Below are 25,437 nucleotides of genomic sequence, written 5' to 3' on the forward strand. Positions count from 1 at the left end.
GTACCGCTTACTCGTACCGCGCCCGCGCGAACTCAGTCGATCTTCACTTCCGCGAGCTTTCCGGTGGCGACGTCGAAGACGAACCCGCGGAGGGACGTGGTCGCCGTGATGAACGGGCTGGACTGGATGCGGCGCAGCGACTGCCGGACGTCCTCGTCGAGGTCGGAGAACGCCTCGGCCGACCAGGCCGGCTTGATACCGACCTCGTCCTGGATGGACTTCTTGAAGTCGTCGTCCGTGAACGTGAGCATCCCGCAGTCCGTGTGGTGGATGAGGATGATCTCGGTGGTGCCGAGCAGTCGCTGGCTGATCGCGAGCGACCGGATCTCGTCGTCCGTCACCACACCGCCGGCATTGCGGATGACGTGCGATTCCCCCTCCTGGATGCCGAGGATCCGGTAGACGTCCAGACGTGCGTCCATGCAGGCGAGGACCGCAACGTGCTTGCTCGGGGGGAGGGGGAGTGGCCCGGTGAATCCGGCGGCGTACTCCTCGTTGTTCTTCAGGTACTGGTCGGTCACGGTCATTTCGACTCCGTCCGGAATGGCGGCAAGAAGATATGCCTACCCGTGCATGCAACAAGGAGCATCCGGGGTGCGCAAGGGTTCGATTCGACGTGATCCGAAGGGGTGACTTCGGCTGGGAAGCAGGGGTGAGAGGGCCCGGGCGCGCACCCGGTAACCTTGGGAACCGTGCATCCCGACGTATCCGCAGACCTCAGCGAGCTCGACACCACCCTCCGTACCGTCGAATCGGTGCTGGACGTGGAGGAGTTGCGCCGCCGCATCGACGAGCTCGAACACCAGGCCGCCGATCCGGAGCTGTGGAACGACCAGGAGCACGCCCAGCAGGTCACCAGCCAGCTCTCGCATTCCCAGGCCGAACTGCGCCGCGTCGAGGAACTGCGGACGCGGCTCGACGACATGCCGGTGCTCTACGAACTCGCCGAGGACGAGGGCGCCGAGGCCATCGCGGACGCGGACGCCGAGCGGCACAGCCTGCGCGAGGACATCGCCGCGATGGAAGTCAAGACGATGCTCTCCGGCGAATACGACGAGCGTGACGCGCTGGTCAACATCCGCTCCGGCGCCGGTGGCGTCGACGCCGCCGACTGGGCCGAGATGTTGATGCGCATGTACGTCCGCTGGGCGGAGAAGCACGGTTACGGGGTCGAGGTCTACGACACGTCCTACGCCGAAGAAGCCGGAATCAAGAGCGCGACGTTCGCGGTCAAGGCGCCCTACAGCTACGGAACGCTGTCCGTCGAGATGGGCACGCACCGGCTGGTCCGGATCAGCCCGTTCGACAACCAGGGTCGCCGGCAGACGTCGTTCGCCGAGGTCGAGGTTCTGCCCGTGGTCGAGACCACCGACCACATCGACGTCAACGAGAACGACGTCCGCGTCGACGTGTACCGCTCCTCGGGTCCCGGTGGGCAGTCCGTCAACACCACCGACTCCGCGGTCCGGTTGACACACATCCCGACCGGCATCGTCGTGACCTGTCAGAACGAGAAGTCGCAGCTGCAGAACAAGGTGTCGGCGATGCGCGTCCTGCAGGCGAAGCTGCTCGAGGTCAAGCGCAAGGAGGAGCGCGCCGAGATGGACGCGCTCAAGGGCGACGGCGGCAGTTCCTGGGGCAATCAGATGCGGTCCTACGTGCTGCACCCGTACCAGATGGTCAAGGATCTGCGCACCGAGTACGAAGTCAACAACCCGTCGGCGGTGCTCGACGGTGACATCGACGGTTTCCTCGAATCCGGCATCCGGTGGCGGATGCGCGAGAATCAGGCGTCCTAATACCTATGGAAGCGACGGCGGCGATGTTCGCTCCCACCCAGAACCTGCTCGACTGGCTCTCGTCGACGGGGCTTGCTGTGTCGCTCACCGTCCTCGGAGCGATCCTGATGGCGCGATTCGTCAATTGGGGTGGCAGCAAGGTCACCGACCGGATCGACAGCAACTACATGCAGGGCGACGCCCTCGTCCGGTCCGAGGCGACCAAACACCGGCACTCGGTGGCGCAGGTGATCACCTGGGTGATCATCACCATCATCTACGTCATCGCGACGATGAAGGTGCTGGATCAGTTGAGCCTGCCGATCGGCAGCCTGGTGGCCCCGGCCACCGTGCTCGGTGCGGCACTCGGTTTCGGCGCGCAGCGCGTGGTGCAGGACATCCTCGCCGGCTTCTTCATCATCACCGAACGCCAGTACGGCTTCGGTGACACGGTGCAACTCGCGGTGACGGGGTCGTCGGAAGACGCCGAGGGCGTGATCGAGGACGTCACGCTCCGGGTCACCCGGATGCGGAACTCGGACGGTGAGGTCATCACCGTTCCCAACGGCCAGATCGTCAAGGCGATCAACCTGTCCAAGGACTGGGCGCGCGCCGTGATCGACGTGCCGGTCCCGGCCACGTCGGACATCAACCGGGTCAACGAGGTGCTGCACCAGGTCGGTGTCGAGGCCTTCGCGGATCGCGGACTGAAGAAACTATTGCTCGACGAACCGACGGTGATGGGAGTGGAGAGTCTGACGGTCGACGAGGTCAGCGTTCGCGTCGTGGCGCGAACCCTGCCGGGTAAGCAGTTCCAGGTGGGTCGCGCGCTGCGCGTGCGCATCGCCACCGCGATGAGACGGCAGGGGATCACCGTCGAACCGGACCTCCAGACGGTCCGGGCAGCGGAGGGCGAGGGATGACCGACGAACCCCGGCGCGGACTGGACCGGATTCTGCACTCGTCGTTCCTTCCCGCCAAGATCTTCGGCGGACGGGTACGGACGTCGACGCTGGTGCTGTGCATCCTCTGGGTCGTGCTGTACACGCTGTACACGTATCTGAACCCGGCCGAAGAGGTGGTCCAGGGCCCCGTCGCGCCGGCTGTCGTGCCCACCCGGCAGGCGCCCCTCCAGGAGACCACGCTGCCGACGTCCGAGATCGAGACGACGACCGAGTCGACGTCGGAGACGGTCACGACCACCGAGACGACACCCGAGGCGACCCCGCAGGAGACGGCGCCCACCGGGACCAGCCAGGTGACGTCCACCCCGACGTTGCCGTTCGGGATTCCCAACCCGTTCCCGCCTCCGCCGACGGGCACACCGCCGACCACGTCGTCCGTCCCGACGACGTCTGCGACGCCGCAGAGCGGACGATGACGTCCGCGCGTCGCTTCATTTGGTCACTGTTCGATAACGTCTAGACTGGCTCCTCGTGATCAGCGTCGAGAATGTGTCGAAGTCGTACAAGACCTCCACGAGGCCCGCCCTGGACAAGGTGAGCGTCGAGGTGGACAAGGGCGAGTTCGTCTTCCTCATCGGCCCGTCGGGCTCGGGAAAGTCGACTTTCATGCGCCTGCTCCTCAAGGAGGAGTCGCCGACGTCGGGTGACATTCACATCGCGGACTTCCACGTCAACAAGCTTTCCGCCCGGCGCGTGCCGAAGCTGCGGCAGAGCATGGGCGTCGTCTTCCAGGACTTCCGGCTCCTGCAGAAGAAGACCGTGTCCGAGAACGTCGCGTTTGCGCTCGAGGTGATCGGGAAGCCGCGCGCAATGATCTCCCGGACCGTCCCCGAGGTGCTCGAGATGGTCGGGCTGTCCGGGAAGGCGGACCGTCTCCCCACCGAACTGTCGGGCGGTGAGCAGCAGCGCGTCGCGATCGCGCGGGCGTTCGTGAACCGGCCGCTGGTGCTGCTGTGCGACGAGCCCACCGGAAACCTCGACCCGGAGACGAGCCAGGACATCATGCTGCTGCTCGAACGGATCAACCGCACCGGAACGACGGTGGTGATGGCCACCCACGACCACCACATCGTCGACTCGATGCGCCGTCGGGTGGTGGAGCTGGACCTCGGCAGAGTGGTGCGCGACGAGGCTCGGGGTGTGTACGGCGTGGGGCGTTAGCCGCCCTCCCTGCACTCCAGCCTCAGTACTGTCCCCAAGCCTCCTACGAAGGACTCTGATTCCCCGATGCGTGCCAGTTTCATTTTCAGTGAGGTCCTGACCGGACTCCGTCGCAACGTCACCATGACCATCGCGATGATCCTCACCACCGCGATCTCGCTCGGCCTGTTCGGCAGCGGGTTGCTCGTGGTGCAGATGGCCGGCAAGACTCAGCAGATCTTCCTGGACCGCGTCGAGGTGCAGATCTTCCTCACCGACGACATCTCCACGTCGGACCCGGGCTGCGAGGGGGAGATCTGCAAGACGCTGCGCACGGAACTGGACGAGACCCCGTCAGTGGTGTCGGTGGAGTACCTCAACCGGGACGACGCCGTGAAGGACGCGACGGAGCGGGTGTTCAAGGATCAGCCCGAGCTCGCCGCACTCGTCAGCCCCGACAGCTTCCCGGCCTCGTTCAAGGTCAAGCTCAGCGACCCCGAGCGGTTCGGCGTGATCAACGAGAAGTTCGGCACCCGCCCGGGAGTCGAGAGCGTCCTCAACCAGCGCGAGCTGGTGGAGCGGCTCTTCAGCGTCCTCAACGGTGTCCGCAACGCCGCGTTCGCGATCGCGATCGTGCAGGCCGTCGCGGCAATCCTGCTGATCGCGAACATGGTTCAGATCGCCGCGTTCACCCGGCGCACCGAGGTCGGCATCATGAGGCTGGTCGGTGCCACCCGCTGGTACACGCAGTTGCCGTTCCTGCTCGAGGCGGTGGTCGCCGCGCTGGTGGGTGCCGTCCTCGCCATCGTCGGCCTGTTCACCGCGAAGAACATGTTCATCGACGACGTGCTCGCCGACGTGTACGAGGCCAACATCGTGGCCAGGATCTCCAACAGCGACGTGCTGTTCGTCTCACCGGTGCTGGTGCTCGTGGGCGTCGGAATGGCGGCGGTCACCGCGTACGTGACCCTGCGCTTGTACGTCCGCGAATAATTCGGTTTGCCTCTTCTCCTATGCTGGAGGGTACGAACTGTTCACCTCGGACATCGCGGACTGAAAGGCCCGGAACGTGAAGGAAAAGGGCCGCAAGGTCATTGCGACCAATCGCAAGGCGCGTCACAACTACACCATCCTCGACGTCTACGAGGCCGGGATCGCCCTCGTCGGTACCGAGGTGAAGAGTCTGCGCGAGGGCAAGGCGTCCCTGGTCGACGCGTTCGCCACCGTCGACGACGGCGAGGTCTGGCTGCGCTCCCTGCACATTCCCGAATACACGCAGGGCACGTGGACCAACCACGCGCCGCGCCGTACCCGGAAGTTGCTGCTGCACAAGCGGGAGATCGAGCATCTCGTCGGCAAGACGCGGGAGGGAAATCAGACCCTGGTTCCCCTGTCGATGTACTTCTCCGACGGCAAGGTCAAGGTGGAGCTCGCGCTCGCGAAGGGTAAGCAGGACTACGACAAGCGCCAGGATCTGGCCAGGCGGACCGCCGAGCGTGAGGTGACCCGCGAACTCGGCCGCCGAGTCAAGGGCATGCGCTGACATCGATCCTGCTCGCGCTCGTGGCCGCGATCGGTTACGGCGTGAGCGATTTCATCGGGGGAGTGGCGTCCCGCCGGGTGGCGGCGCTTCGCGTCGTCATCGTGTCGTACCCGCTGTCGTTGCTGATCGTGCTCGTGATCGCCCCGTTCGCCGGGGGCACCCTCACCTCCGCCTCCCTCGTCTGGGGAGCCCTGGCGGGAGTGGCCGGTGGCGTGGCGGTCTGGTGGTTCTACCTCGCGCTGGCGTCGGGACCGATGTCGGTGGTGTCGCCGCTGACGGCCGTGCTGGTCGCGGGGATTCCGGTGCTGATCGGGCTCGCGTTCGGTGAGCGGCCCGGGCCCGTCGCGTACGTCGGGATCGCCGTGGCCCTCGTCGCCGTGGTCCTCGTCAGCCGGGAATCTCCCGACGAGACCGCGGGGGAGGTGGCCGGGGGCAGGGTGCTGCGATTCACCCGGACCGTCGCGCTGCTGACTGTCGGATCCGGCATCGCGTTCGCGCTCTCCTTCGTCTCGTTGCACCAGATCGGTGACGACGGCGGAATGTGGGCACTCGCCGTGTCCCGTGCCGCGGCGACCGCGGTGGTGTGGCTCGTCGCGTTGTCGGCCGGCCACTTCGTGCTGCCGCACGGCGAACCCCTCAAGCTCGCCGTGTACGTGAGTTTCCTCGACGTCCTGGCCAACGCGGCCATGATGTACGCGTTCCAGGGTGGGCTGCTGTCGCTGGTCAGCGTGATCGGGTCGCTGTACCCCGCCGCCACCGTGCTGCTGGCGATGGTGATGCTCGGTGAGCGGGTGAGCAGAATGCAGCAGGCGGGCATGCTCCTCGCCCTCGCGGCCGTCGGAATGATCGCCGTGGCCAGCTGAAATACGGCCACCGACACGCGGGACGAAAACCGGGATGAAACCGGACCGGGTTCGCGTTACACTAGGTGGCCCCGCGAGACTCGTGGGGCACGTACGGGGCTGAACGGTTTCGACTGCGTACGTTGAGGTAGGGGAAGCGTGTCGGTGCAGGCAAGAGACCACCGTAAGCGTCGCTGCAAACATATAAGCGCCGATTCCAATCAGCGCGACTACGCACTCGCTGCCTAAGTAGCGACTGCGTGTCTGTCAGTCCGGGTTCGCCCTCGGTCCGGGTACTGGCATCAGCTAGAGGGCTTTACCGTTCGACTCGGTCGCGGAGTCGAATGGGACAACCAACAGCGACTGGGATCGTCATCCTGGCTTGTTTGCGAGACTGGGAGATCCAAGTAGAGACATAGCAAACTGCACACGGAGAAGCCCTAGCTTTGCTGCGGAGGACCCGGGTTCAATTCCCGGCAGCTCCACCAGATCCGGGCCGGACACCACCAGGTGTCCGGCCCGGATTTTTTGTGCCCGGCGGAGTTCGAACGCCCCCACCCGCCGCCGTGACACGATGTGTGCCGTGTCCCTGACGAAACCGGTGGCCGTGGTCGCTCTGGGCGGTGCGCTCGGTGCGTCCGCGAGATTCCTGTTGGCCGAGCTGTGGCCGGGCATCTGGACCGTCCTGCTGATCAACGTGGTCGGGTCACTGCTGCTCGGCTACCTCGCCGAGACGGTCGGACCGGACCGGTTGTGGCGACTGTTCCTGGGCGTCGGCGTCCTCGGCGGTTTCACCACGTTTTCGACGTTCGCCGTCGACGCGGTGCGGGAGGACGCCGTCACCGCGACGCTCTACGTGGTGGCCACCCTGATACCGGCCCTGCTCGCGGCGCGGCTGGGGATGCTCGCCGGTCACCGGCATCGGCTGGCACGGAAGGCGGCGGCATGACCGTTCTGCTCGTGGCCCTCGGCGGCGCGCTCGGTGCGGCGACGCGATACCTCACCGGCCGGTACGTCGACTCGTACCGCAGCTTTCCGGTGGCCACCTTCCTCGTGAACGTGGCCGGGTGCCTGATCCTCGGACTGCTGTCGGGGGCATCGATGTCCGAGCAGACGTTCGCCTTGCTGGGCACGGGTTTCTGCGGCGGACTGACCACGTACTCGACGTTCGCGGTGGAATCGGTGGGGCTGCTGCGGATCCGGCGGGCGCTCCCGTCCGTCGTCTACGTGATCGCGAGTGTGGCAGCCGGGCTGGCCGCCGCCTGGCTGGGATTCCGATTGACGTCTTGAGGGCAGACTCCGGTGCGAGGGTGCAGGATGGATGGGTAGTCGAGTTCGATCCCGATGAATTTCCAGGAGGTCTCGTGGCGCACGACAGAGCGGGTCAGGTGGCACTGCCGGAGGATCTCGTAGACATCGCGCACCTGGTGACCGCGTACTACAGCGGCGTGCCCGACCCCGAGAATCCCTTGCAGCAGGTGGTGTTCGGGACATCGGGCCACCGGGGGTCGAGCCTCGACAATGCCTTCAACGAGGCACACATCCTGGCCACCACCCAGGCCATCGTCGAGTACCGGGCGTCCCAGGGCATCGACGGTCCTCTGTTCGTCGGGCGCGACACCCACGCCCTGTCGGAGCCGGCGTGGACGTCGGCTCTCGAGGTGCTGGCCGCGAACGACGTGACGGTGCTGATCGATTCGCGGAACCGGTACACCCCGACCCCCGCGGTCAGTCACGCGATTCTCCGCTACAACCGCAGCGGCCCGGAGTCGCAGGCCGACGGCATCGTCGTGACGCCGTCGCACAACCCGCCGCGCGACGGCGGCTTCAAGTACAACCCTCCGCACGGTGGTCCCGCCGGCTCCGAGGCGACGACGATCATCGCCGACCGTGCCAACGAGTTACTCCGCCGGGACCTCTCGGGTGTGCGGAGAGTGTCCGCGGACCGGGCGATCCAGCGGGCCGAGCGGTACGACTTCCTCCGCTTCTACATCGACGACCTGCCGAGCGTCCTCGATCTCGACGCCATCCGGAGCACCGGAGTGCGGATCGGCGCCGACCCGCTGGGCGGAGCGAGCGTCGACTACTGGGGTGCGATCGCCGACACCCATCGGCTCGATCTCGAGGTCGTCAATCCGCTCGTCGACGCCACGTGGCGGTTCATGACCCTCGACACCGACGGCAAGATCCGCATGGACTGCTCGTCGCCCGACGCCATGGCCTCGCTGATCGGAGCCAAGGACCGGTTCGACATCTCCACCGGAAACGACGCCGACGCGGACCGGCACGGGATCGTCACTCCCGATGGGGGACTGATGAATCCCAACCATTACCTCGCGGTGGCCATCGACTACCTGTTCTCGCACCGCACGGGGTGGGGTTCGACGGTGAAGGTGGGCAAGACGCTCGTCAGTTCGTCGATGATCGACCGGGTGGTCGGAAGCCTCGGCCGCGAACTGCTGGAAGTGCCGGTGGGATTCAAGTGGTTCGTCCCCGGTCTTCTCGAGGGCTCGCTCGGCTTCGGTGGCGAGGAGAGTGCGGGAGCGTCGTTCCTGCGTCACGACGGCGGGGTGTGGACCACCGACAAGGACGGGATCATCCTGGCCCTGCTCGCCTCGGAGATGACGGCGGTGACCGGCAAGACACCGTCGGTGCGGTACCGGGAACTCGCAGAGCAGTTCGGCAGCCCCGCCTACGCGCGCATCGATGCCCCCGCCACCCGGGAGCAGAAGGCGGTGCTGGCGAAACTGTCGCCCGAACAGGTGTCGGCCACCGAACTGGCCGGGGAGCCGATCACCGCGACGCTGACGAGTGCCCCGGGTAACGGGGCGGCCCTCGGTGGGCTGAAGGTCACCACCGAGTCGGCGTGGTTCGCGGCGCGGCCGTCGGGCACCGAGGACGTCTACAAGATCTACGCCGAATCGTTCAAAGGCCCGGACCATCTCGCGCAGGTGCAGGCGGCGGCCAAGGAACTGGTGGCGGACGTCCTGAAGTAGAACTTCGGCCGGGGTAGGTGCTGCCGCCGAAGCGGGGGCACCTACGATCGGATTCAACTATGAACACTCGCGCAGCCGGGCTGCCCGCTGGGCGCAGCCCGCGGCTCCCCTCGGAAATCTGGGTGCTGGTCTCGGCCAGCTTCGTCATCGCACTCGGATTCGGGATCGTCGCACCCGCCCTCCCGCAGTTCGCCCGCAGCTTCGACGTGAGTGTGACGGCGGCCACCGTAGTGATCTCGTCCTTCGCGTTCATGCGCCTGGTCTTCGCCCCGGTCAGCGGCCGGCTCGTGCAGAAACTGGGGGAGCGGCCGGTCTACATCACCGGACTCCTGATCGTCGCCGCCTCGACCGCCGCCTGCGCGGTCGCCGGGGACTACTGGCAGTTGCTCGTCTTCCGCGCACTCGGCGGCATCGGCTCGACGATGTTCACGGTGTCGGCGATGGGCCTGGTGATCCGCATCGCACCGGTGGACAGCCGCGGTCGCGTGTCCGGGCTGTACGCGACGAGCTTCCTGATGGGATCGATCTCCGGACCCCTCGTCGGCGGGCTGCTCGTCGGATTCGGACTCCGGGTTCCGTTCGTCATCTACGCGATCGCCCTCGTCATCGCGGCCGCGGTCGTCTTCGTGAGCCTGCGCGGTTCGCACCTGACGGCGCCTGACGCCACCGCCGCCGGTGCCACCATGACGCTGCGGGAGGCCCTCGGGCAGCCCGTCTACCGCGCCGCCCTCGGCTCGAATTTCGCGTTCGGCGGGATGATCTTCGGAGTGCGGGTGGCGATGGTCCCGCTGTTCGTCGTCGAGGCGCTGCACCGCGACGCCGCCCTCGCCGGCATCGCCCTCACCGTCTTCGCCGTCGGCAATGCGCTCGTCCTCATCGTGTCCGGGCGATTGTCCGACGTGTACGGCCGGAAGCTGTTCGTCCTGCTCGGACTGCTGGTGTGCGGCGCCAGCACCGTCGGGATGGGCCTCAGCGAGAACCTGCTCGTGTTCCTGGTGCTGTCCGGCATCGCAGGCATCGGTTCCGGAGTCATGAGCCCCGCGCAGCAAGCCGCGGTCGCCGACGTCGTGGGCGCGAAGTCCCGCGGCGGTCCCGTGCTGGCCACCTTCCAGATGGTCGCCGACGTCGGCGGAGTCCTCGGACCGGTCGGGGCGGGTCTGCTCGCCCAGCACCTGTCGTACGCGGTCGCATTCGGCGTGACCGGCGGGGTCATGCTCCTCGCCGCAGTGGGCTGGCTGCTCGTGCCGAACAAGCCGGCGCCCAAGGTGTCGGTCGAGGCGGTCTGACCGGCGTCTTCGGTACCCTCGTTCGGGTGTGGATCAAGGTCGTCTCCCTTCTCGCCCGGCTGTCTCTCGCCGCCGTCTGGCTGGTCTCCGGCGCACTCAAAGTCGCCGACCCCGCCCAGACGATCATCGCGGTCCGCGCCTACCAACTGCTTCCCGAGGACCTCGTCCGGCCGGTCGCGAACACGCTGCCGTTCTTCGAGATCGCCCTCGGACTGCTTCTGCTGATCGGGCTCGCCGTCCGCGCCACGGCCGCGGTGTCCGCCGTGCTCCTGCTCGGGCTCATCGGCGTGATCGTCTCCGTGTGGGCCCGCGGACTGTCCATCGACTGCGGATGCTTCGGCGGCGGCGGTGCGGCCGACGTGAACGGCTGGGACTACACCAAGGAAATACTCCGGGATGTGGGCTTCCTCGCACTGGCCGTGTGGCTGATCGTGTTCCCCCGTTCCCCGTTCGCACTGGGGCTCGGCTCCCGCACCACTTTCTCAGTGACCCCTCAGCAGACGGTGGCAGAGTAAGCATTCGGTAAATCGATCCGACGTCGAAGGACTGCATCCACGTGAGCTCGAAGAACAAGTACAACCCGCAGCCGGAATCCAGCCGGTCCACCTACATTCTCGGTGGGCTCGCCGTACTGGTCATCGCCGTACTGGTCATCGGTGGTGTGATCTGGCAGAGCAACCGCAGCAAGCCGCGCAACGACGGTTACGGCGGGGTCCAGAACTCCGAGGTCCAGGTGGCGCTGCAGGACGACGGCGTCGTACTTCTCGGCCGCCCCGACGCGGCCACCGCGGTCGACCTCTTCGAAGATCCCATGTGCCCGTACTGTGCCGAACTCGAGAACAAGAATGGCCAGGAACTCGCGCAGGCCATCGACGACGGCAAGGTGGCGGTCCGCTACCACGTCCTGAACTTCCTCGACCAGCTCTCGGCCAGCGGTGACTACTCCACCCGCGCCGTCGCGGCATCCGAGTGCGTCGCAGAAACCGGTGACGCCGTGGCGTATTCGGCGTTCCACGCGGCGCTGTTCTCCCCGTCGAACCAGCCGAAGGAGAACGGCAGCTCCGATCACACCAACGAGGAGCTCGCGCAGATCGCCGGCGACGCCGGAGCGTCCGACGAGGCCGTCCAGTGCATCACCACCGGCGCGAAGGTCGAGCAGGCCCGTACGCACGCCGAGGCGGGCCGTCAGGCCCTCGCCGCGAGCGGCGCTACCGGCACCCCTGCCGTGGTCAAGGACGGCACCGTGATCGATGCACTCTCCAACGAGAACTGGGTGTCGCAGCTGTAGGCGGCTCCGCCGCCCGTGCGCCTTTTTGGTAGCTGGAACAACCAGAAAGGCGCACGGGCGCGAAGCGCCTCTGACCAGGCGATTTGTTGGCCCGGTCGGCAATGGTGTAACTTTCTTCGAGCACGGAGGAAGTCATTCCGAGTGTGGAGAACAACCGAATACGGGGCTATGGCGCAGCTGGTAGCGCACCACACTGGCAGTGTGGGGGTCAGGGGTTCGAGTCCCCTTAGCTCCACTTTCGAGAGAAGCCTCTCATCCGCAGACAATGCGGGTGGGAGGCTTTCCTCATTCATCCCCCTTGTCCCGGTGGGACACTGGCGTCATGACATTCACTGTGACGCATCGATCATTCGACCAATTGGCGGAGTTCGCCGTCACCGACTTCGGCGACGACGACAGCTACAGCATCCACGAGTCCGGGGCGCTCGTCATCGTCCGTGCCGCCCGGGAGCTGATCTACGCCCCCGGGAGCTGGTTCCTGGTGGAGCGGGAGGACGGGCAGGAGGACGGTTCGCCCGGCAACTACATGTGACCGCCCACCGTAGCGACGGCGGTCCGGGTCGAACTCGCACATATGTTCGACCGCGAGGTAGGTTGGGCGTGTGGCCGCCAGAACCGAAACCGCGCCGGGGCGCTGTCCGAACGGGCACACGCTGGCCGCCAACACGTGCTTGGTGGGGTGGGAGGTGTGTGGGTGCGCGACGTCGAACAACGGTGGGCACCGCACCCATTTCTGCCGGCGCTGCGGCGCGACCGTCCGGACTCCGCCGTGTAGTGGCACGGCGTCCGGCGACGGGCGGTGAGCGGGCGGTTATCGGATCGGTTGCCTCGCGGCCGTGGGGTTGCCCCAGATCGTGTCGGATTCGTCCTGGAGCACGAGGGCGACCAACCTCTCGGCGCCTGCGGTGAACGTGGACGCCGCGACGCGCACCCAGATCCAGTGGCCTTCGCGGTGGCGGATGCGCAGATGTGCTGTCGCGCTGGTGCTTTCCGTACCCAGGACCCGGGCGAGCATGGTGCCCCACAGTTCGGCGTCGTCGGGGTGGAACAGTTGCTCGTGTTCGAGGTCTGCGAATTCGTCGGTGTCGTAGCCGATCAGGGCCGCGCAGGCGGGGTTGCTGAACACGAGGTTTCGATCCCGGTCGTGAACGCTGATCGCGTGGGGGATGGACTCCATCAGTGCAGCGAATCCGTCGCTATCCAGTTGTCTCACTGTCCCCCCTCGGGAATCTTCGATGGCGCCCACATAGTACGCCGCGCCTCGGATCTTCGGGCGGTGTCGCAGTTAACGGCAAGCAACTTCCGGTATCGAACCTGCTCCGTGGCGATAGGGTGACGGGATGCGGTTCGTCACCATCGTCCAGGCCTCCGCGTTCGTCCCCGTGTGGCTTCGCGTTCTCCTGCTGATGGCGGCGGGCGCGAAAGTGTGGGGAGCCGGCATCTATTCCGGCTGCTATTTCGGCAGCAAAGACGTCACGATGGGGCTGGGGACGTTCGTCAACCGCGGAGTGCTGTTCGACGGCACTGCGCCCATCACGCTCGGCAGGCAGGTCGCTGTCGGGCACCGCGCGCAGTTCATCACGAGTACTCACGAGATCGGTCCGAGCGACGGCCGGGGCGGGCGGGTGGTCGACCGTCCGATCGTGGTCGGCGACGGGTGCTGGATCGGCGCGGGCGCGATCATTCTTCCCGGAGTGACGGTGGGGGACGGATGTGTCATCGGGGCGGGCACGGTGGTCACCCGCGACTGCGAGCCGAACGGGCTCTACGCGGGGTCGCCCGCGCGTCGTGTCCGCGACCTCGACTCCGCGCCGTCCGTGCGCTGAGCGCCGGCCTGGCGTTCGACGGTGACCGCACGGTTCACGCCGTCGAGAAACCGTGAAATGGTGGCCCTTTCGGCGGTGTCGAAGTCGTCGAGGACGGAGGCCGTCCGGTCGATGAGCGGCCCGAAGAACGTCTGACCGAGGTCGACGGCGCGGGGTGTGACCGCGAGCAACGACCTGCGGCGGTCGTCGGCGTCCCGGTCGCGCCGGATCAGGCCTGCCTTCTCCATGCGATCGAGCAGGGCGGTGACCGAGGCGGAGTTGATGCCGAGCTGACTTCCGAGCCATCCGGGTGTGGCGGCGAGTCCCGTGCGGTCGGCGTCGAGGATGCAGATCAGGGCACGGAGATCGGTGGTGTGCAGTCCGTGCAGTTGCGCGAATTCGGCGCCGAGCAGGTTCAGTTCGACTGCGAGTGCACGCAGCCGGTGCACGGTCTGTGCGCCTTCGTCCGGGTCCACGCTCTGCAATCTACTGCGACTTTTCCTTCGTTTGTCTAGTATCTCGATTGGCGAGATAACCGAGGAGGGTTGATGACGTCAGTCGACGACTTCTTCGCCGCGTACGACGCGCTGCTGGACGAGTGGCCGGTGGACGTCACACCCGTCGACGTCCCGACACGGTTCGGGAGCACCCGGGTCAACGTGTGCGGACCCGGGTCGGGGGCGCCGCTTCTCCTGCTCCCCGGGGGCGGGGCGACGTCGACCGTGTGGATCGCGAACGTCGCGGCGCTCGCCCGCAGTCACCGGGTGTTCGCGGTGGACGTCATGGGCGACGTGGGGCGCAGTGTGAACGACGGCGCACCGCTGCGCACGCCCCTGAACCTGTTCGAGTGGCTGGACGCGGTGCTCGACCACCTCGGGGTGAACGCGTCCGCGGTGGTCGGTCATTCGTACGGCGCCATGATCGCCCTCGCCTACGCGCTGCACGGTTCCCGTCGCGTCGACAGCCTGGTGTTGCTCGACCCGACGTCCTGCTTTGCGGGCATGAGCCCGAGGTACCTGCTCCGCGCGGTGCCGGTGCTGATCAGGCCGACGGAGAAGCGGCAGCGGAGTCTGATCGGCTGGGAGACCGCGGGCGCCGGAGTCGACCCGCGGTGGCTGGGCGTGAGCGCGCTCGGGACGGCCGCTTTCGGCCGCACTGCGCTTGTGGTGCCGCCGCGCCCGAAGGCCGAGGCGCTGGGGAGGCTGACCGCCCATACTGCCGTGGTGCTTGCGGGAGGCAGTCGGGCACACGATCCGGGGAGGGTGGCGGCGAACGTCCGCCGGTTGCTCCCGTCGGCCACGGTCACGACGATTCCCGGCGCCACACATCATGCGCTGCCGATGACGCCCGCAGCCGACGTCGACGCGGCGATCCTCGCCGCGGGGGCGGGACGCTAGGATGGGCGCCCGGTAGATCGTCGAGGTCCCACGGAGGTCGCAGCGTTGGCGAAGAAGCGGATTCCCGTCGTCATCGTCGCCGGATTCCTCGGTTCGGGAAAGACGACACTGCTCAACCACGTGCTGCGCAACAACCGCGGGGTCCGGGTCGGCGTCATCGTCAACGACTTCGGCGCCGTGAACATCGATTCGATGATGGTGGCCGGTCAGGTCGATTCCATGGTGTCGCTGAGCAACGGCTGTATGTGCTGCGCCGTGGACGTCAGCGACATGGACGAGATGCTGGACCGCCTCGCCCATCCCACGTCGCAGATCGACGTGATCATCGTCGAGGCGAGCGGACTTGCCGAGCCGCGCAACATGATTCGGCTCGTTCTCGGCAGCACCAACCCGCACGTCGTGTACGGCGGCCTCGTCGTGATGGTCGACGGTGAGCAGTTCGAGGACAAGGCGGCGCAGCACCCGGACCTCGGCAAGCACGTCACGCTCGCCGACCTCGTGATCCTGAACAAGACGGACCGCATCGACGACGGCCGACGCGCCGCCGTGCAGGCGATGGTCCGCGACTACAACGACCGCGCGCCCGTCCTGACCACCGCGCACGGCAGGATCGAGCCCACCCTGCTGTTCGACCGTGAACCCGGGCGTGAACCGGCGGCGGGGGAGCAGCTGACCCTCGACCAACTCCTGCTGGACCAGCACGACCACTGCGATGACCACGATCACCTGCACTCGTCCTACGAGGCAGTCGATTTCGCCTCGGACGAGCCGATCGATCCGCGTCGGCTCGTGGAGTTCCTCGAGAAACGACCGGTCGGGATCTACCGGATCAAGGGATTCGTGCACTTCGCGGTGCCCGGACAGTCGCGGAAGTTCGAGGTGCAGACGGTCGGCCCGCACATCAGATTCACGTCGACGCGCTGGGAACCCGGCGAGGAGCGGGCGACCCAGCTGGTGCTCATCGGCGCCGACATCGAGGCCGAGCACGTGCGGACCCGGCTCGCGGACTGTGTCGTGGCGGAGGGGGACGAGGCGGACCCCGGCGCGATGCTGGGCGTGCACCGCTATACCGTGACCGCGTGACCGAGTCTGCGTGTAGTCCTGAAACGAATCCCGAGCCCGCGCTGTCCGTGTACGACGCGATCCGTCGTCGCCGCGACGTGCGGGCCGAGTTCACCGGGGAGCCGATCGCGGCCGACGTGCTCGACCGCATCCTGGGTGCGGCGCACTGCGCCCCCAGCGTGGGCAACACGCAGCCGTGGGATTTCGTTGTCGTGCGCGACACCGAGACGCTGACCACGTTCGCCGATCATGTGGCCGGCGCCCGGCGGCGTTTCGCGGACTCGCTGCCCGAGGACCGGAAGAAGACGTTCGATCCCATCAAGATCGAAGGGATCTGCGAGAGCGGTATGGGAGTCGTCGTCACCTACGACCGCAGCCGAGGCGGCGAACACATCCTCGGCAGGCACACGGTCGACGACACCGGTCTGTTCTCCGCGGTGCTCGCGATCCAGAATCTGTGGCTCGCCGCGGCCGCCGAGAACGTCGGCGTCGGCTGGGTGTCGTTCTACGACGAGCCGTATCTCACCGAACTGCTGGGCATCCCCGAGCCGGTGCGCCCCATCGCCTGGCTGTGCGTGGGGACGGTTGCCGAGTTCCAGCAGGTGCCGGACCTCGAGCGCTTCGGGTGGCGGGGGCGCCGGCCACTGGCCGACGCCGTCCACCTCGAGAAGTTCTAGCCCTGACGGCGGCGTGAGCCGGCGGCGGACGCCGTGCGGGTTCCGCCGCCGGTGGACGACGCGGCGCGCGGGCGTCCGGCACCGCCGGAGCGGGAGCGACGTGCCCCGCCGCCCTGGCCGTGTGCGCGACCGCCCTGGCCGCCGCGTCCACCCTGGGCGCCGCCCGGTCGCTGGTTGCGTCCGCCGCCGTTCGACGCGGGCGCAGCCGCCTTGGGGGCGGGGGTGACGTGCGGTGCGATGTCGCCGACCAGGTCGAGCACGTGTGCGGAATCCGCGGTGCTGCGGAGGGGGGTCACCTTGATCGCGGCCTTGCGCATCAGGACGGCGAGGTCCTTGCGCTGCTCGGGCAGCACGACCGTCACGACGTCGCCGGCGCTGCCCGCGCGTGCGGTGCGACCGGAACGGTGCAGGTATGCCTTGTGTTCGGCGGGCGGATCGACGTGGACGACCAATTGCACGTCGTCGACGTGGACGCCGCGCGCTGCGACGTCGGTGGCCACCAGCACGCGTGCCTCACCGGCGGAGAACGACGCGAGGTTGCGGTCACGGGCCGCCTGCGACAGGTTGCCGTGCAGGTCGACCGAGGGGATTCCCGCCTCGGTGAGCTGACGGGCCAGCTTGCGGGCCTGGTGCTTGGTGCGCATGAACAGGATCCGGCGTCCGGTCCCGGACGCCAGCCGCTCGACCAGCTTGCGCTTGGATTCGACGCCGTCCACGTCGAACACGTGGTGCGTCATGGCGGCGACGGGCGAGTTCGCCTCGTCGACCGAGTGCAGGACCTCGTTCTTCAGGAACCGCTTCACCAGCTTGTCGACGCCGTTGTCCAGCGTGGCGGAGAACAGCAGCCGCTGCCCGTGCTGGGGGGTCGCGGTGAGGATGCGGGTGACGACGGGCAGGAAGCCGAGGTCGGCCATGTGGTCGGCCTCGTCGAGCACGGTGATTTCGACGGCGTCGAGGCTCACGAACTTCTGCTTCATCAGGTCTTCGAGCCGTCCGGGGCACGCGACGACGATGTCGACGCCGGCCTTGAGCGCGCTCACCTGACGGTTCTGGGAGACACCACCGAAGATGGTGGTGACCCGCAGGTCGTAGGCGGCGGCGAGGGGCTCGAGGGCTGCGGTGATCTGCGTGGCGAGCTCGCGGGTGGGGGCCAGGATCAGGCCCACCGGGCGACCCGGGCGACGCTTTCCACCCGACAGTTCACCCGCGAGGCGGGACACCATCGGGATGGAGAAGGCGAGCGTCTTACCGCTGCCCGTCTTGCCCCGGCCGAGCACGTCGCGGCCCGACAGCGTGTCGGGGAGGGTGTCGACCTGGATGGGGAACGGGGAGGTGATCCCCTTGTCGGCGAGTGCTTTCACCAGTGGTTCGCGGACGCCGAGCGCAGCGAACGTCGTGTCGGGAGTATGTGTGTCAGACAAGTGGTCAGGCCTTTCGGGCACAGGGTTGTGCCCGGAGGGCCGATACGGAAGGTCTCCGTCGGAGCTCGAGCACAGGTTGGCGGCGTTGCCGGTCGGCAAGCTTCTTCGCCGTAAGAAGAGCGGATGCGGTGGTGCACATCCAACAGGATTCGGGTGACCGAACTGAATGCGTTCTACGACGCTCGATGACCGTCGTGGTCACCTAGTGATCGCCACTCTACCCGGTGGCAGCCGAACGGTCCGACCGAGGACTCACAAACCGACCCATTCCGAGGCCCCGTCGGCGAAATTCTGCCGCTTCCAGATGGGTACTTCGTGCTTGATCCGTTCGACCAGTTCGGCGCACGCGGCGAACGCCTCGGCGCGGTGTGGTGCGGCGACTGCGGCGACCACCGCGAGGTCGCCGACGGTGAGGGACCCGACCCGGTGGACGGCCGCCACGGGCAGTCCGGTGGACGCCGCGACCTCCTCGCAAACGGTACGGAGGAAGCGCTCGGCGTCCGGGTGCGACTGGTACTCGAGAGCCGAAACGGATTGTCCGCCATCGTGATTACGGACGACGCCGGTGAACACCACGACGGCGCCGTGCTCGGGCCCGGCCACGGCGGCGTCGACGACGGCGGGATCGAGGGGCTGATCCGAGATCTGGGCGAGGATGTCACTCATCGTGCGCACCTCCGCCTGCGACCTGAGCGAGGAGGTGGTCGACGATGGGATCGAGGACGGACAATCCGTCCTTGACGCCACCCGGCGAGCCGGGCAGATTCACCACCACTGTGCCGTTCGCCACACCGGCGAGTCCGCGGCTCAGCGAGGCGTGCGGGGTCACCGCCGTCCCGCGGTTCCGGATGGCGTCGGCCACACCGGGGAGTTCTCGGTCGAGCACCGCACGGGTGGCCTCCGGGGTGGCATCCGTGGGGGAGACGCCGGTACCGCCGGTGCTGATGATCAGCGCCGGATTGCCGGACAGTGCGTCGGCGAGGCCGGCGGCGATGTCGGCGTCCGCGTAGACCAGCGGACCCCGCGTGGTGAAGCCACGGTCCTCGAGCCACGCGGCGATCACCGGGCCGGTCGTGTCTTCCCGAGTGCCCTTCGCGCCGCCGGTCGAGGCGACCAGAACGGCCGCGGATCGCGATGTCACCGTGGGGATTCCGGTGCTCTGCTGCTCACGCGTCCAGTGTCCGCGTTTGCCGCCGTCCTTGGTGAGCAACCGGACACCGTCCAGTGTCGCGGCAGGGTCGACGGCTTTCACCATGTCGTGCAACGTCAATCCGGCCACCGCCACGGCGGTGAGGGCCTCCATCTCGACGCCCGTCGGGCCCTTCGTCTTCGCGGTGGCCTCGATCGTGATGGCATCGCCCGTGAACCCGAACTCCAGCTTCACCGACGAGAGCGCGAGCTGATGGCACAGCGGAATCAGCTCGGACGTTTTCTTCGCCCCCGAGATCCCGGCGATCCTGGCCGTCGCGAGAACGTCCGCCTTGGGCAGATCGTCGGCCCGGACCAGTTCGATCACCGCGGGTGTGGTGACCAACTGCCCGGCAGCGACTGCAATTCGGGTCGTGTCCGCTTTCGCGCTCACATCGACCATGCGGGCGCGGCCCTCGCTGTCGAGGTGCGTCAGGTCGCTCATAGGGGGATCACCTTCACGAGTTGTCCGGCGTCGAGCGCGGTGACGTCGGCGGGAACGTCGAGGAGGACGTCCGCCCATGCCATCGCGGCGACGAGATGGGAACCGGGGCCGGACACGAGTTCGACCCCGGCGTCGGTGCGGCGTGCGCGGAGGAATTGCCGCTTGCCGGGAATGGAGGTGACGGCCGCGGCAAGCGGCAGCTCCTCGGGTTCGGTCGGAGGGAGCCCGGCCGCGCGCCGGATCTCGGGACGCGCGAACACCTCGAACGAGACGAGGGTGCTCACCGGGTTACCGGGAAAGTTGAGGACGGGCGTACCGTCCACGACGGCGGTGCCCTGCGGGCCGCCCGGTTGCATCGCGACGTGACCGAACTGTGCGCCGAGCGGCGAGAGCGTCTCCTTGACCACCTCGAAGTCGCCCATCGACACCCCGCCGGAGGTGAGGACGAGATCGGCGGTGGTGGTCGCCTCCGCGAGCAGGGTCCGGAACTCGGCCGGGTCGTCGCCGCTGCGGGTGATCGAGACGACCTCGGCGCCGTTGGCCCTGGCGCTCGACGCGAGGGCGATTCCGTTGGAGTCGTAGATCTCTCCGGGGTGCAGTGTGGTCCCGGCGTCCACCAGTTCGGCGCCTGTGGTGATCACGGCGACGCGGGGACGCGGACGCACCGGGACGCGCTGCAGGCCGACGGCGGCGAGGACGGCGATGTGCCGGGCGGCGAGAACACTGCCGACGGGCAGCAGGAGCGTGCCCTCCTGGACGTCGCTGCCGCGCTCGCGCACGAATTCGCCCGCGGTGCGCGAGCGTTCGATGCGGACCTGTCCGTCCGTGGTCTCCGTGTCCTCCACCGGGACGACGGCGTCGGCGCCGTCGGGGATCGGCGCACCGGTCATGATCCGGTAGGCGGTCCCGGGTGTGTGGGTGGTGGCGCCGGCCGGTCCCGCGGCGATCACGCCCAGCACCGGCAGCACAGCCGGGACCGACGCGACGGATGCGGCGTCGACCGCGTATCCGTCCATCTGCGAATTCCGGAACAACGGCAGGTCGACGGGGGAGTGGACGTCGGCGGCGAGGGCGCGCCCGAGCGCCTCGCCGAGCGGAATCTCCTCGGCCGGGCGCTCCTGGAGCGTCGCGAGGAGTTCGGCGACGTGCTGGGCGTGCTGCTCCACAGAGCGTGCGGTCACGATGTTCCTCCGGCCATGGTCACCAATCCTAGGCACCCCGCCAACGGAGCGACGAGGGCACCGCGCCGGACAACGGTCACCCCCTCGCGGCATACTGGACAGATGCAGCGAAAGGCAACTCGATGACGGCCGTGGCGATGGGTATCCCGACTGTCCGGTCGTCGGTCTCGCTCGACGGGAGACCCGACGTCGACCAGCTGGTCGACCGGTTCGGCCGGGTCGCGCGTGACCTGCGGGTGTCCATCACCGAGAAGTGTTCGCTGCGCTGCACGTACTGCATGCCCGAGGAAGGCCTGCCCGCCATTCCGGCGGAGAACCTCCTCACCGCGAACGAGATCGTCCGGCTCGTCGATATCGCCGTCCACCGGCTCGGTGTGCGCGAGGTGCGGTTCACCGGGGGCGAGCCGCTGATGCGGGTGGATCTCGAGCAGATGATCGCCGGGTGCGCCGAGCGGGCACCGGGGATCCCGTTGGCGATGACCACCAACGCGGTCGGTCTCGAGCACCGCGCGGCTGGGCTCGCCCGCGCCGGACTGACGCGGGTCAACGTCTCCCTCGATTCGGTCGATCGTGAGCACTTCGCGAGACTGACGCGGCGCGACCGGCTGCCGTCGGTGATCGCCGGTATCCGCGCCGCCGCCCGGGCCGGACTGGCGCCGCTGAAGATCAATGCGGTGCTCATGCCCGAAACGCTCAGTGGAGCGGCCGATCTCCTGGAGTGGTGCCTGAGCGAGGGCGTCGCGCTGCGGTTCATCGAGGAGATGCCGCTCGACGCCGATCACGAGTGGGCACGCGAGAACATGGTCGCCGCCGACCGCTTGCTGGCCGTCCTCGGCGAACGATTCACCCTCACCGAACACGGGAGGGAAGATCCGTCGGCGCCCGCCGAGGAGTGGCTCGTCGACGGCGGACCGGCCACGGTCGGGATCATCGCGTCCGTCACGCGCTCGTTCTGCTCGGACTGCGACCGCACCCGCCTCACGGCCGAGGGAACGGTACGGTCGTGCCTGTTCAGCGACCAGGAGATCGACCTGCGGGCGGCCCTGCGGTCGGGTGCGGGCGACGAGGAACTGGCGCAGTTGTGGCGCGGCGCGATGTGGAACAAGTGGGCAGGCCACGGAATCAACGCGGACGGCTTCGCCCCGCCGCAACGGAGCATGGGAGCAATCGGTGGTTGACGTGACAGGCATTTCCGTTCGGTACTTCGCGGCCGCCGCCGACGCGGCGGGCTGCACCAAGGAAACTCTCGACCTCCCGGTCGGCGCCGACCTCGGCCAGGTGAAAGACCATCTCCTCGCCAAGTACGGACCCGAGATGCAGCGGGTGCTGTCGGTCTCCGCGTTCCTGGTGGACTCCGAGCTGACGCGCGACCTGACCCGCACCGCCGGTACGCAGGTGGACGTGCTGCCGCCGTTCGCCGGCGGCTAGCGGGCCGCGTTCACGGAGTCGGCCAGCCACCGGTCGAACGTGATCGTTCCGAACCGATTGTCGGGCACCAGGTTCGATCCCTCCCGAAAGAACTGGCCCATCGCGCCCGGAAGAGGCACGGTCACGACGAACCCGTGCGTCCCGGTGGCCTTCTTCCACGCCGCCGTCAGATCGCGGGCGGTGCGAACCTCCGGTCCACCGATCGTGATAGTCCCCTCCGGCGCCGGTTCGGCGGCCAGGGCGGCGTCGACCAGCGCGGTCGCGACATCCCTGGTGTCGATGGTCTGGAAGCTCGTCTTGGAGAACGCGGGGATCAACCCGGCCCGGCTCGCCGGCTTCGCGATCATGGGAATGAAGTCGTGGAACTGGGTCGCCCGCACGATCGACGTCTCCATCGCGGCGCTCTCGTAGACCCGTTCCTGCTTCCGCTTCGCCTGGTAATAGGGGAATTCGCTGCGGTCGACGTTGACGATGGAGAGCAGCACGGCGCGCCCGACTCCCGCGCCGTCCGCGGTCGCGAGGAGGTTCTCGGCGCCTTTCTCCAGCACGGCCCGGGTGCCGCGGGTCTTGCCGTCGGTGGTGTCCACCACGACGTCGACCCCGTCGAGTGCTTCGGCGAGGCCCTCACCGGTGACGAGATCACCGTGGAAATGGGCGATCTCGCTGCCCGGCGCACCGCCGTGCCGGGTCAGGACCCGGACGGAGTGACCGCGCGCGAGGAACTCCTTGACCACCTGCCGGCCCGCAGTGCCGGTACCGCCCGCGACGAGCGCCTGGACCATCGGGTCACCGCCACCACGTGTCGAGCGGGGTCACCGGGACCGTGCGCTTGTGGCGGGTGTTCAGGAACATCGTCTCCAGCTTCTGCGCGACGGCGTCCGGCACGTCCTTGCCTTCGAGGTAGTCGTCGATCTGGGCGTACGTGACTCCCAGCGCTTCCTCGTCCGGGAGGGCGGGCCGATCGTCCTCGAGGTCGGCGGTGGGGACCTTCTTCCACGTGCTCTCGGGTGCGCCGAGTTCGCGCAGGAGTGCGGCGCCCTGACGCTTGGACAACCCGGTCAACGGGGTGACGTCCACGCCGCCGTCGCCGAACTTGGTGAAGAAGCCGGTGATCGCCTCCGCGGCATGGTCGGTGCCGACGACGAGATACCCGAGCTGGCCGGCGATCGAGTACTGGATCACCATGCGTTCGCGGGCCTTGATGTTTCCGCGGACGAAGTCGCGGAGTTCGCCGCCGTCGCCGATGATGTCGCGGAGCGCCTCGGACGACTCCTTCGCGGTGGCGTCCGCGCCGGGCTTCACGTTGACGATTACCGACCGGTCGGGCTTGATGAAGTCGAGGGAGATCTGCGCGTCGGACTCGTCCGCCTGGGTGCCGTAGGGCAGCCGCACGGCGACGAACTCGGCGTCGTGGCCCTCGTCGCGCAGTTCGCTCGCCGCGAGCTGCGCGAGGCGTCCGGTGAGGGTGCTGTCCTGACCGCCGCTGATACCCAGGACGAATCCTTTGGCCGGGGTCGACAGCAGGTAGTCCTTCAGGAACTGAACACGTTTGCGGATCTCGTCGGCCGCATCGATGGTGGGCCGGGCACCGAGTTCCTCGAGGATCTGCGCACGTAGATTCGCCATGACAGAACTCTAGCGAGTGCCCCTGACGAGCGCAGGGTACGGTTCCGCGCATGAGTAGATCGGACGTTCTGGTGGTCAGCGCGACCAAGGCGGAGGCGGTGCACGTCCCGCCCGAGTTCGAGGTCCTGATCACCGGGATCGGCAAGGTGAGCGCCGCCGTGGCCGTGGCGTCCGCACTCGCCGACTACCCGCGAACGGACAAGCCGCTCGTCGTCAACATCGGCACCGCCGGTGCGTTGCACGCGCATCACAGTGGCCTGTTCACGCCGTCGACGGTCCTCAACCACGACATCAGTGGCGACGCCATCCGGGCACTCGGCCACGAGGTGGCCGATCTCCTCGCCCTGCCGGACGGCGACGGTTCGGTGCTCGCGACCGGCGATCTGTTCGTGTCCGACGCCGGCGTGCGCGACGTGCTCGCCCGCAGGGCCGACCTCGTCGACATGGAGGGTTTCGCCGTCGCCTATGCCAGCGCTCGCGGCGGCGCCCGGTGCCGGCTGGTCAAGCACGTCAGCGACACGGCCGACGACTCGGCACTGGACTGGCCCGCCCGGATCGATGCGAGCGCCCGGGAACTCGGTCGCTGGCTGGCGGCTCTCTAGCTCGCCCGCAGTGTCAGCCCGATCCCGTCGCTGTTGACCAGTCGCAGCGAGTCCGAATGGACGCTGTAGCCCGTCTCCCCGGTCAACGCGGCGAGAACGGCACGTTCGACCTCGGACACATCCGGGGGGCACGCCATCCGGGTGGTGGCCCAGGGCCCGAACGAGATCGAACTCCGCTGCACGTCCGCGGTCCCGGTCATGCGGTTGCAGCCGGTGAAGCCGGACGCCGAACCGTCGCCGGCGATGAGCAACTGGGGTGCCGTCCTTTCCAATGCCTCCGTCGTCGTGACCGCGTCCGGACTGATCAGCGCGGTGACCGTCCAGGTGGTCCCGACGACGGGCCGATCCGGCCGGACGACCTTCTCGTCGGTCAGCGTCACCGAACCGGTGGGGGTGGTGAGGGTGAGCGTGTCGCCGCCGAGGGTCCAGTTCGGTTGCGCGTCCAGCAGCGCCGCCACCCAGGCGTCCGCGCCGGCGGCCTCGCCCGGACACGCCATCAACGTCATCGCGAGCGGTCCTGCCACGACCTTCCCGCCGGACAGGTCCACGTCGGCGCTGCCCTGATTGCATCCGGCCTCGACGGAGAGGCGTCCGGGGTCGGTGAAGCCGAGCACGAGCGGCCCACCGCCGGGAATGGGGTCGCCCTCGACGGAGGTGGAGACGTAGGTGCGGCCCGCCGGATCCGGCGGGCCGGGCTGCGCGTCCCCGGCGCAGGCGGTGAGCGAGGCGAACGTCAGGAGGCCGAGAACGGTCGCGGTGGTGCGCAT

The 25,437-nt window shown here is 68.0% G+C and carries 31 protein-coding genes, 1 tRNA gene and 1 other RNA gene; 23 read left to right on the forward strand and 10 right to left on the reverse strand.

Features of this window, described 5'->3' with window-relative positions; genetic code table 11:
- Positions 1 to 32 precede the first annotated feature (32 nt).
- Positions 33 to 527 carry a beta-class carbonic anhydrase gene (locus ACLIVD_RS13995; RefSeq protein ID WP_037245277.1) on the reverse strand — a complete coding sequence of 165 codons (495 nt, stop codon included), beginning with the start codon at positions 525 to 527 and terminating at the stop codon, positions 33 to 35.
- 165 nt (positions 528 to 692) lie between these two features.
- Here ACLIVD_RS13995 and prfB point away from each other — a divergent pair, with 165 nt between their 5' ends.
- The 16 genes from prfB (at position 693) to ACLIVD_RS14075 (ending at position 12,370) form a co-directional block, all read left to right on the forward strand.
- Positions 693 to 1,799, forward strand: coding sequence for a peptide chain release factor 2 (gene prfB, locus ACLIVD_RS14000; protein ID WP_280781675.1), 1,107 nt, complete (start codon positions 693 to 695; stop codon positions 1,797 to 1,799).
- Between the two features lie 5 nt (positions 1,800 to 1,804).
- The gene (locus ACLIVD_RS14005) at positions 1,805 to 2,701 is read left to right on the forward strand and encodes a mechanosensitive ion channel family protein (protein ID WP_005240218.1); all 897 of its coding nucleotides are present in this window, start codon (positions 1,805 to 1,807) and stop codon (positions 2,699 to 2,701) included.
- A complete protein-coding gene (locus tag ACLIVD_RS14010) occupies positions 2,698 to 3,159 on the forward strand; it encodes an Rv3103c transmembrane domain-containing protein (RefSeq protein WP_105413116.1) in 462 nt (153 codons plus the stop codon). Before ACLIVD_RS14005 ends, ACLIVD_RS14010 begins: the two co-directional genes overlap by 4 nt.
- Positions 3,160 to 3,214: 55 nt before the next feature.
- On the forward strand, positions 3,215 to 3,904 hold the full coding sequence (gene ftsE, locus ACLIVD_RS14015; RefSeq protein WP_005240222.1) for a cell division ATP-binding protein FtsE: 690 nt from the start codon (positions 3,215 to 3,217) through the stop codon (positions 3,902 to 3,904).
- A gap of 66 nt (positions 3,905 to 3,970) precedes the next feature.
- Positions 3,971 to 4,876, forward strand: a complete 906-nt coding sequence (gene ftsX / locus ACLIVD_RS14020; RefSeq protein WP_009479608.1) for a permease-like cell division protein FtsX — start codon at positions 3,971 to 3,973, stop codon at positions 4,874 to 4,876.
- A 76-nt stretch (positions 4,877 to 4,952) separates the two neighbouring features.
- The gene (gene smpB, locus ACLIVD_RS14025) at positions 4,953 to 5,426 is read left to right on the forward strand and encodes an SsrA-binding protein SmpB (RefSeq protein ID WP_005240226.1); all 474 of its coding nucleotides are present in this window, start codon (positions 4,953 to 4,955) and stop codon (positions 5,424 to 5,426) included.
- Positions 5,423 to 6,289, forward strand: coding sequence for an EamA family transporter (locus ACLIVD_RS14030; protein WP_489686853.1), 867 nt, complete (start codon positions 5,423 to 5,425; stop codon positions 6,287 to 6,289). The genes smpB and ACLIVD_RS14030 overlap by 4 nt, the downstream gene beginning before the upstream one ends.
- A gap of 95 nt (positions 6,290 to 6,384) precedes the next feature.
- Positions 6,385 to 6,756, forward strand: a transfer-messenger RNA (tmRNA) gene (ssrA, locus tag ACLIVD_RS14035).
- An 86-nt stretch (positions 6,757 to 6,842) separates the two neighbouring features.
- Positions 6,843 to 7,217 carry a fluoride efflux transporter FluC gene (locus ACLIVD_RS14040; RefSeq protein WP_037245290.1) on the forward strand — a complete coding sequence of 125 codons (375 nt, stop codon included), beginning with the start codon at positions 6,843 to 6,845 and terminating at the stop codon, positions 7,215 to 7,217.
- Complete coding sequence (crcB, locus tag ACLIVD_RS14045) at positions 7,214 to 7,558, forward strand: fluoride efflux transporter CrcB (RefSeq protein WP_280781676.1); 345 nt, start codon at positions 7,214 to 7,216, stop codon at positions 7,556 to 7,558. Before ACLIVD_RS14040 ends, crcB begins: the two co-directional genes overlap by 4 nt.
- A gap of 74 nt (positions 7,559 to 7,632) precedes the next feature.
- Complete coding sequence (pgm, locus tag ACLIVD_RS14050; RefSeq protein WP_283335246.1) at positions 7,633 to 9,264, forward strand: phosphoglucomutase (alpha-D-glucose-1,6-bisphosphate-dependent); 1,632 nt, start codon at positions 7,633 to 7,635, stop codon at positions 9,262 to 9,264.
- Positions 9,265 to 9,323: 59 nt separating this feature from the next.
- Positions 9,324 to 10,550: an MFS transporter gene (locus ACLIVD_RS14055; protein WP_491932598.1), complete on the forward strand. Its 1,227-nt coding sequence runs from the start codon at positions 9,324 to 9,326 to the stop codon at positions 10,548 to 10,550.
- 26 nt (positions 10,551 to 10,576) lie between these two features.
- Positions 10,577 to 11,065 carry a MauE/DoxX family redox-associated membrane protein gene (locus tag ACLIVD_RS14060; protein WP_280781679.1) on the forward strand — a complete coding sequence of 163 codons (489 nt, stop codon included), beginning with the start codon at positions 10,577 to 10,579 and terminating at the stop codon, positions 11,063 to 11,065.
- A 41-nt stretch (positions 11,066 to 11,106) separates the two neighbouring features.
- On the forward strand, positions 11,107 to 11,838 hold the full coding sequence (locus ACLIVD_RS14065) for a DsbA family protein (RefSeq protein WP_491932599.1): 732 nt from the start codon (positions 11,107 to 11,109) through the stop codon (positions 11,836 to 11,838).
- Between the two features lie 162 nt (positions 11,839 to 12,000).
- Positions 12,001 to 12,073: transfer RNA gene (locus ACLIVD_RS14070), tRNA-Ala, on the forward strand.
- A gap of 87 nt (positions 12,074 to 12,160) precedes the next feature.
- On the forward strand, positions 12,161 to 12,370 hold the full coding sequence (locus ACLIVD_RS14075) for a hypothetical protein (RefSeq protein WP_011598322.1): 210 nt from the start codon (positions 12,161 to 12,163) through the stop codon (positions 12,368 to 12,370).
- Positions 12,371 to 12,649: 279 nt separating this feature from the next.
- Here the strand turns inward: ACLIVD_RS14075 and ACLIVD_RS14080 are convergent, their stop codons facing one another.
- A complete protein-coding gene (locus ACLIVD_RS14080; RefSeq protein ID WP_241961798.1) occupies positions 12,650 to 13,051 on the reverse strand; it encodes a PAS domain S-box protein in 402 nt (133 codons plus the stop codon).
- 127 nt (positions 13,052 to 13,178) lie between these two features.
- Here ACLIVD_RS14080 and ACLIVD_RS14085 point away from each other — a divergent pair, with 127 nt between their 5' ends.
- Positions 13,179 to 13,664 carry an acyltransferase gene (locus tag ACLIVD_RS14085; protein ID WP_317568964.1) on the forward strand — a complete coding sequence of 162 codons (486 nt, stop codon included), beginning with the start codon at positions 13,179 to 13,181 and terminating at the stop codon, positions 13,662 to 13,664.
- Here the strand turns inward: ACLIVD_RS14085 and ACLIVD_RS14090 are convergent.
- Positions 13,604 to 14,128 carry a MarR family winged helix-turn-helix transcriptional regulator gene (locus ACLIVD_RS14090; RefSeq protein ID WP_280781683.1) on the reverse strand — a complete coding sequence of 175 codons (525 nt, stop codon included), beginning with the start codon at positions 14,126 to 14,128 and terminating at the stop codon, positions 13,604 to 13,606. The two genes, ACLIVD_RS14085 and ACLIVD_RS14090, sit on opposite strands and share 61 nt — an antisense overlap.
- A gap of 63 nt (positions 14,129 to 14,191) precedes the next feature.
- Between ACLIVD_RS14090 and ACLIVD_RS14095 the strand changes: the two genes are divergently transcribed.
- The 3 genes from ACLIVD_RS14095 to bluB are packed head-to-tail and all read left to right on the forward strand — an operon-like array spanning position 14,192 to position 16,779.
- A complete protein-coding gene (locus tag ACLIVD_RS14095; protein ID WP_283354536.1) occupies positions 14,192 to 15,040 on the forward strand; it encodes an alpha/beta fold hydrolase in 849 nt (282 codons plus the stop codon).
- Between the two features lie 45 nt (positions 15,041 to 15,085).
- Positions 15,086 to 16,123 (forward strand): CobW family GTP-binding protein, encoded by a 1,038-nt coding sequence (locus ACLIVD_RS14100; protein ID WP_280781685.1) that lies wholly within the window; start codon positions 15,086 to 15,088, stop codon positions 16,121 to 16,123.
- Positions 16,120 to 16,779, forward strand: coding sequence for a 5,6-dimethylbenzimidazole synthase (gene bluB / locus ACLIVD_RS14105; RefSeq protein WP_283335253.1), 660 nt, complete (start codon positions 16,120 to 16,122; stop codon positions 16,777 to 16,779). The genes ACLIVD_RS14100 and bluB overlap by 4 nt, the downstream gene beginning before the upstream one ends.
- Here the strand turns inward: bluB and ACLIVD_RS14110 are convergent.
- The 4 genes from ACLIVD_RS14110 to ACLIVD_RS14125 form a co-directional block, all read right to left on the reverse strand.
- On the reverse strand, positions 16,776 to 18,200 hold the full coding sequence (locus ACLIVD_RS14110; protein ID WP_198601971.1) for a DEAD/DEAH box helicase: 1,425 nt from the start codon (positions 18,198 to 18,200) through the stop codon (positions 16,776 to 16,778). The two genes, bluB and ACLIVD_RS14110, sit on opposite strands and share 4 nt — an antisense overlap.
- A 252-nt stretch (positions 18,201 to 18,452) precedes the next feature.
- A complete protein-coding gene (locus ACLIVD_RS14115) occupies positions 18,453 to 18,866 on the reverse strand; it encodes a molybdenum cofactor biosynthesis protein MoaE (RefSeq protein WP_280781687.1) in 414 nt (137 codons plus the stop codon).
- Positions 18,859 to 19,833, reverse strand: a complete 975-nt coding sequence (gene moaCB / locus ACLIVD_RS14120; RefSeq protein ID WP_280781688.1) for a bifunctional molybdenum cofactor biosynthesis protein MoaC/MoaB — start codon at positions 19,831 to 19,833, stop codon at positions 18,859 to 18,861. The genes ACLIVD_RS14115 and moaCB overlap by 8 nt, the downstream gene beginning before the upstream one ends.
- Positions 19,830 to 21,014 (reverse strand): molybdopterin molybdotransferase MoeA, encoded by a 1,185-nt coding sequence (locus tag ACLIVD_RS14125; RefSeq protein ID WP_280781689.1) that lies wholly within the window; start codon positions 21,012 to 21,014, stop codon positions 19,830 to 19,832. Before ACLIVD_RS14125 ends, moaCB begins: the two co-directional genes overlap by 4 nt.
- Before the next feature lie 122 nt (positions 21,015 to 21,136).
- Between ACLIVD_RS14125 and moaA the strand changes: the two genes are divergently transcribed.
- Both moaA and ACLIVD_RS14135 read left to right on the forward strand, forming a co-directional pair.
- Complete coding sequence (gene moaA / locus ACLIVD_RS14130; RefSeq protein ID WP_043782234.1) at positions 21,137 to 22,192, forward strand: GTP 3',8-cyclase MoaA; 1,056 nt, start codon at positions 21,137 to 21,139, stop codon at positions 22,190 to 22,192.
- The gene (locus tag ACLIVD_RS14135; RefSeq protein WP_280781690.1) at positions 22,185 to 22,442 is read left to right on the forward strand and encodes a MoaD/ThiS family protein; all 258 of its coding nucleotides are present in this window, start codon (positions 22,185 to 22,187) and stop codon (positions 22,440 to 22,442) included. Before moaA ends, ACLIVD_RS14135 begins: the two co-directional genes overlap by 8 nt.
- Here the strand turns inward: ACLIVD_RS14135 and ACLIVD_RS14140 are convergent.
- Positions 22,439 to 23,224 (reverse strand): SDR family oxidoreductase, encoded by a 786-nt coding sequence (locus tag ACLIVD_RS14140; protein ID WP_491932600.1) that lies wholly within the window; start codon positions 23,222 to 23,224, stop codon positions 22,439 to 22,441. The genes ACLIVD_RS14135 and ACLIVD_RS14140 overlap by 4 nt on opposite strands.
- A 4-nt stretch (positions 23,225 to 23,228) precedes the next feature.
- Positions 23,229 to 24,068 carry an NAD(+) synthase gene (gene nadE / locus ACLIVD_RS14145; RefSeq protein WP_491932601.1) on the reverse strand — a complete coding sequence of 280 codons (840 nt, stop codon included), beginning with the start codon at positions 24,066 to 24,068 and terminating at the stop codon, positions 23,229 to 23,231.
- Between the two features lie 50 nt (positions 24,069 to 24,118).
- Between nadE and ACLIVD_RS14150 the strand changes: the two genes are divergently transcribed.
- On the forward strand, positions 24,119 to 24,670 hold the full coding sequence (locus ACLIVD_RS14150; protein ID WP_491932602.1) for a nucleosidase: 552 nt from the start codon (positions 24,119 to 24,121) through the stop codon (positions 24,668 to 24,670).
- On the opposite strand, the gene ACLIVD_RS14155 is transcribed toward ACLIVD_RS14150, so the two are convergent.
- On the reverse strand, positions 24,667 to 25,437 hold the full coding sequence (locus ACLIVD_RS14155; RefSeq protein WP_491932603.1) for an META domain-containing protein: 771 nt from the start codon (positions 25,435 to 25,437) through the stop codon (positions 24,667 to 24,669). The genes ACLIVD_RS14150 and ACLIVD_RS14155 overlap by 4 nt on opposite strands.

It is taken from the genome of Rhodococcus sp. G6(2025) (assembly GCF_058628105.1).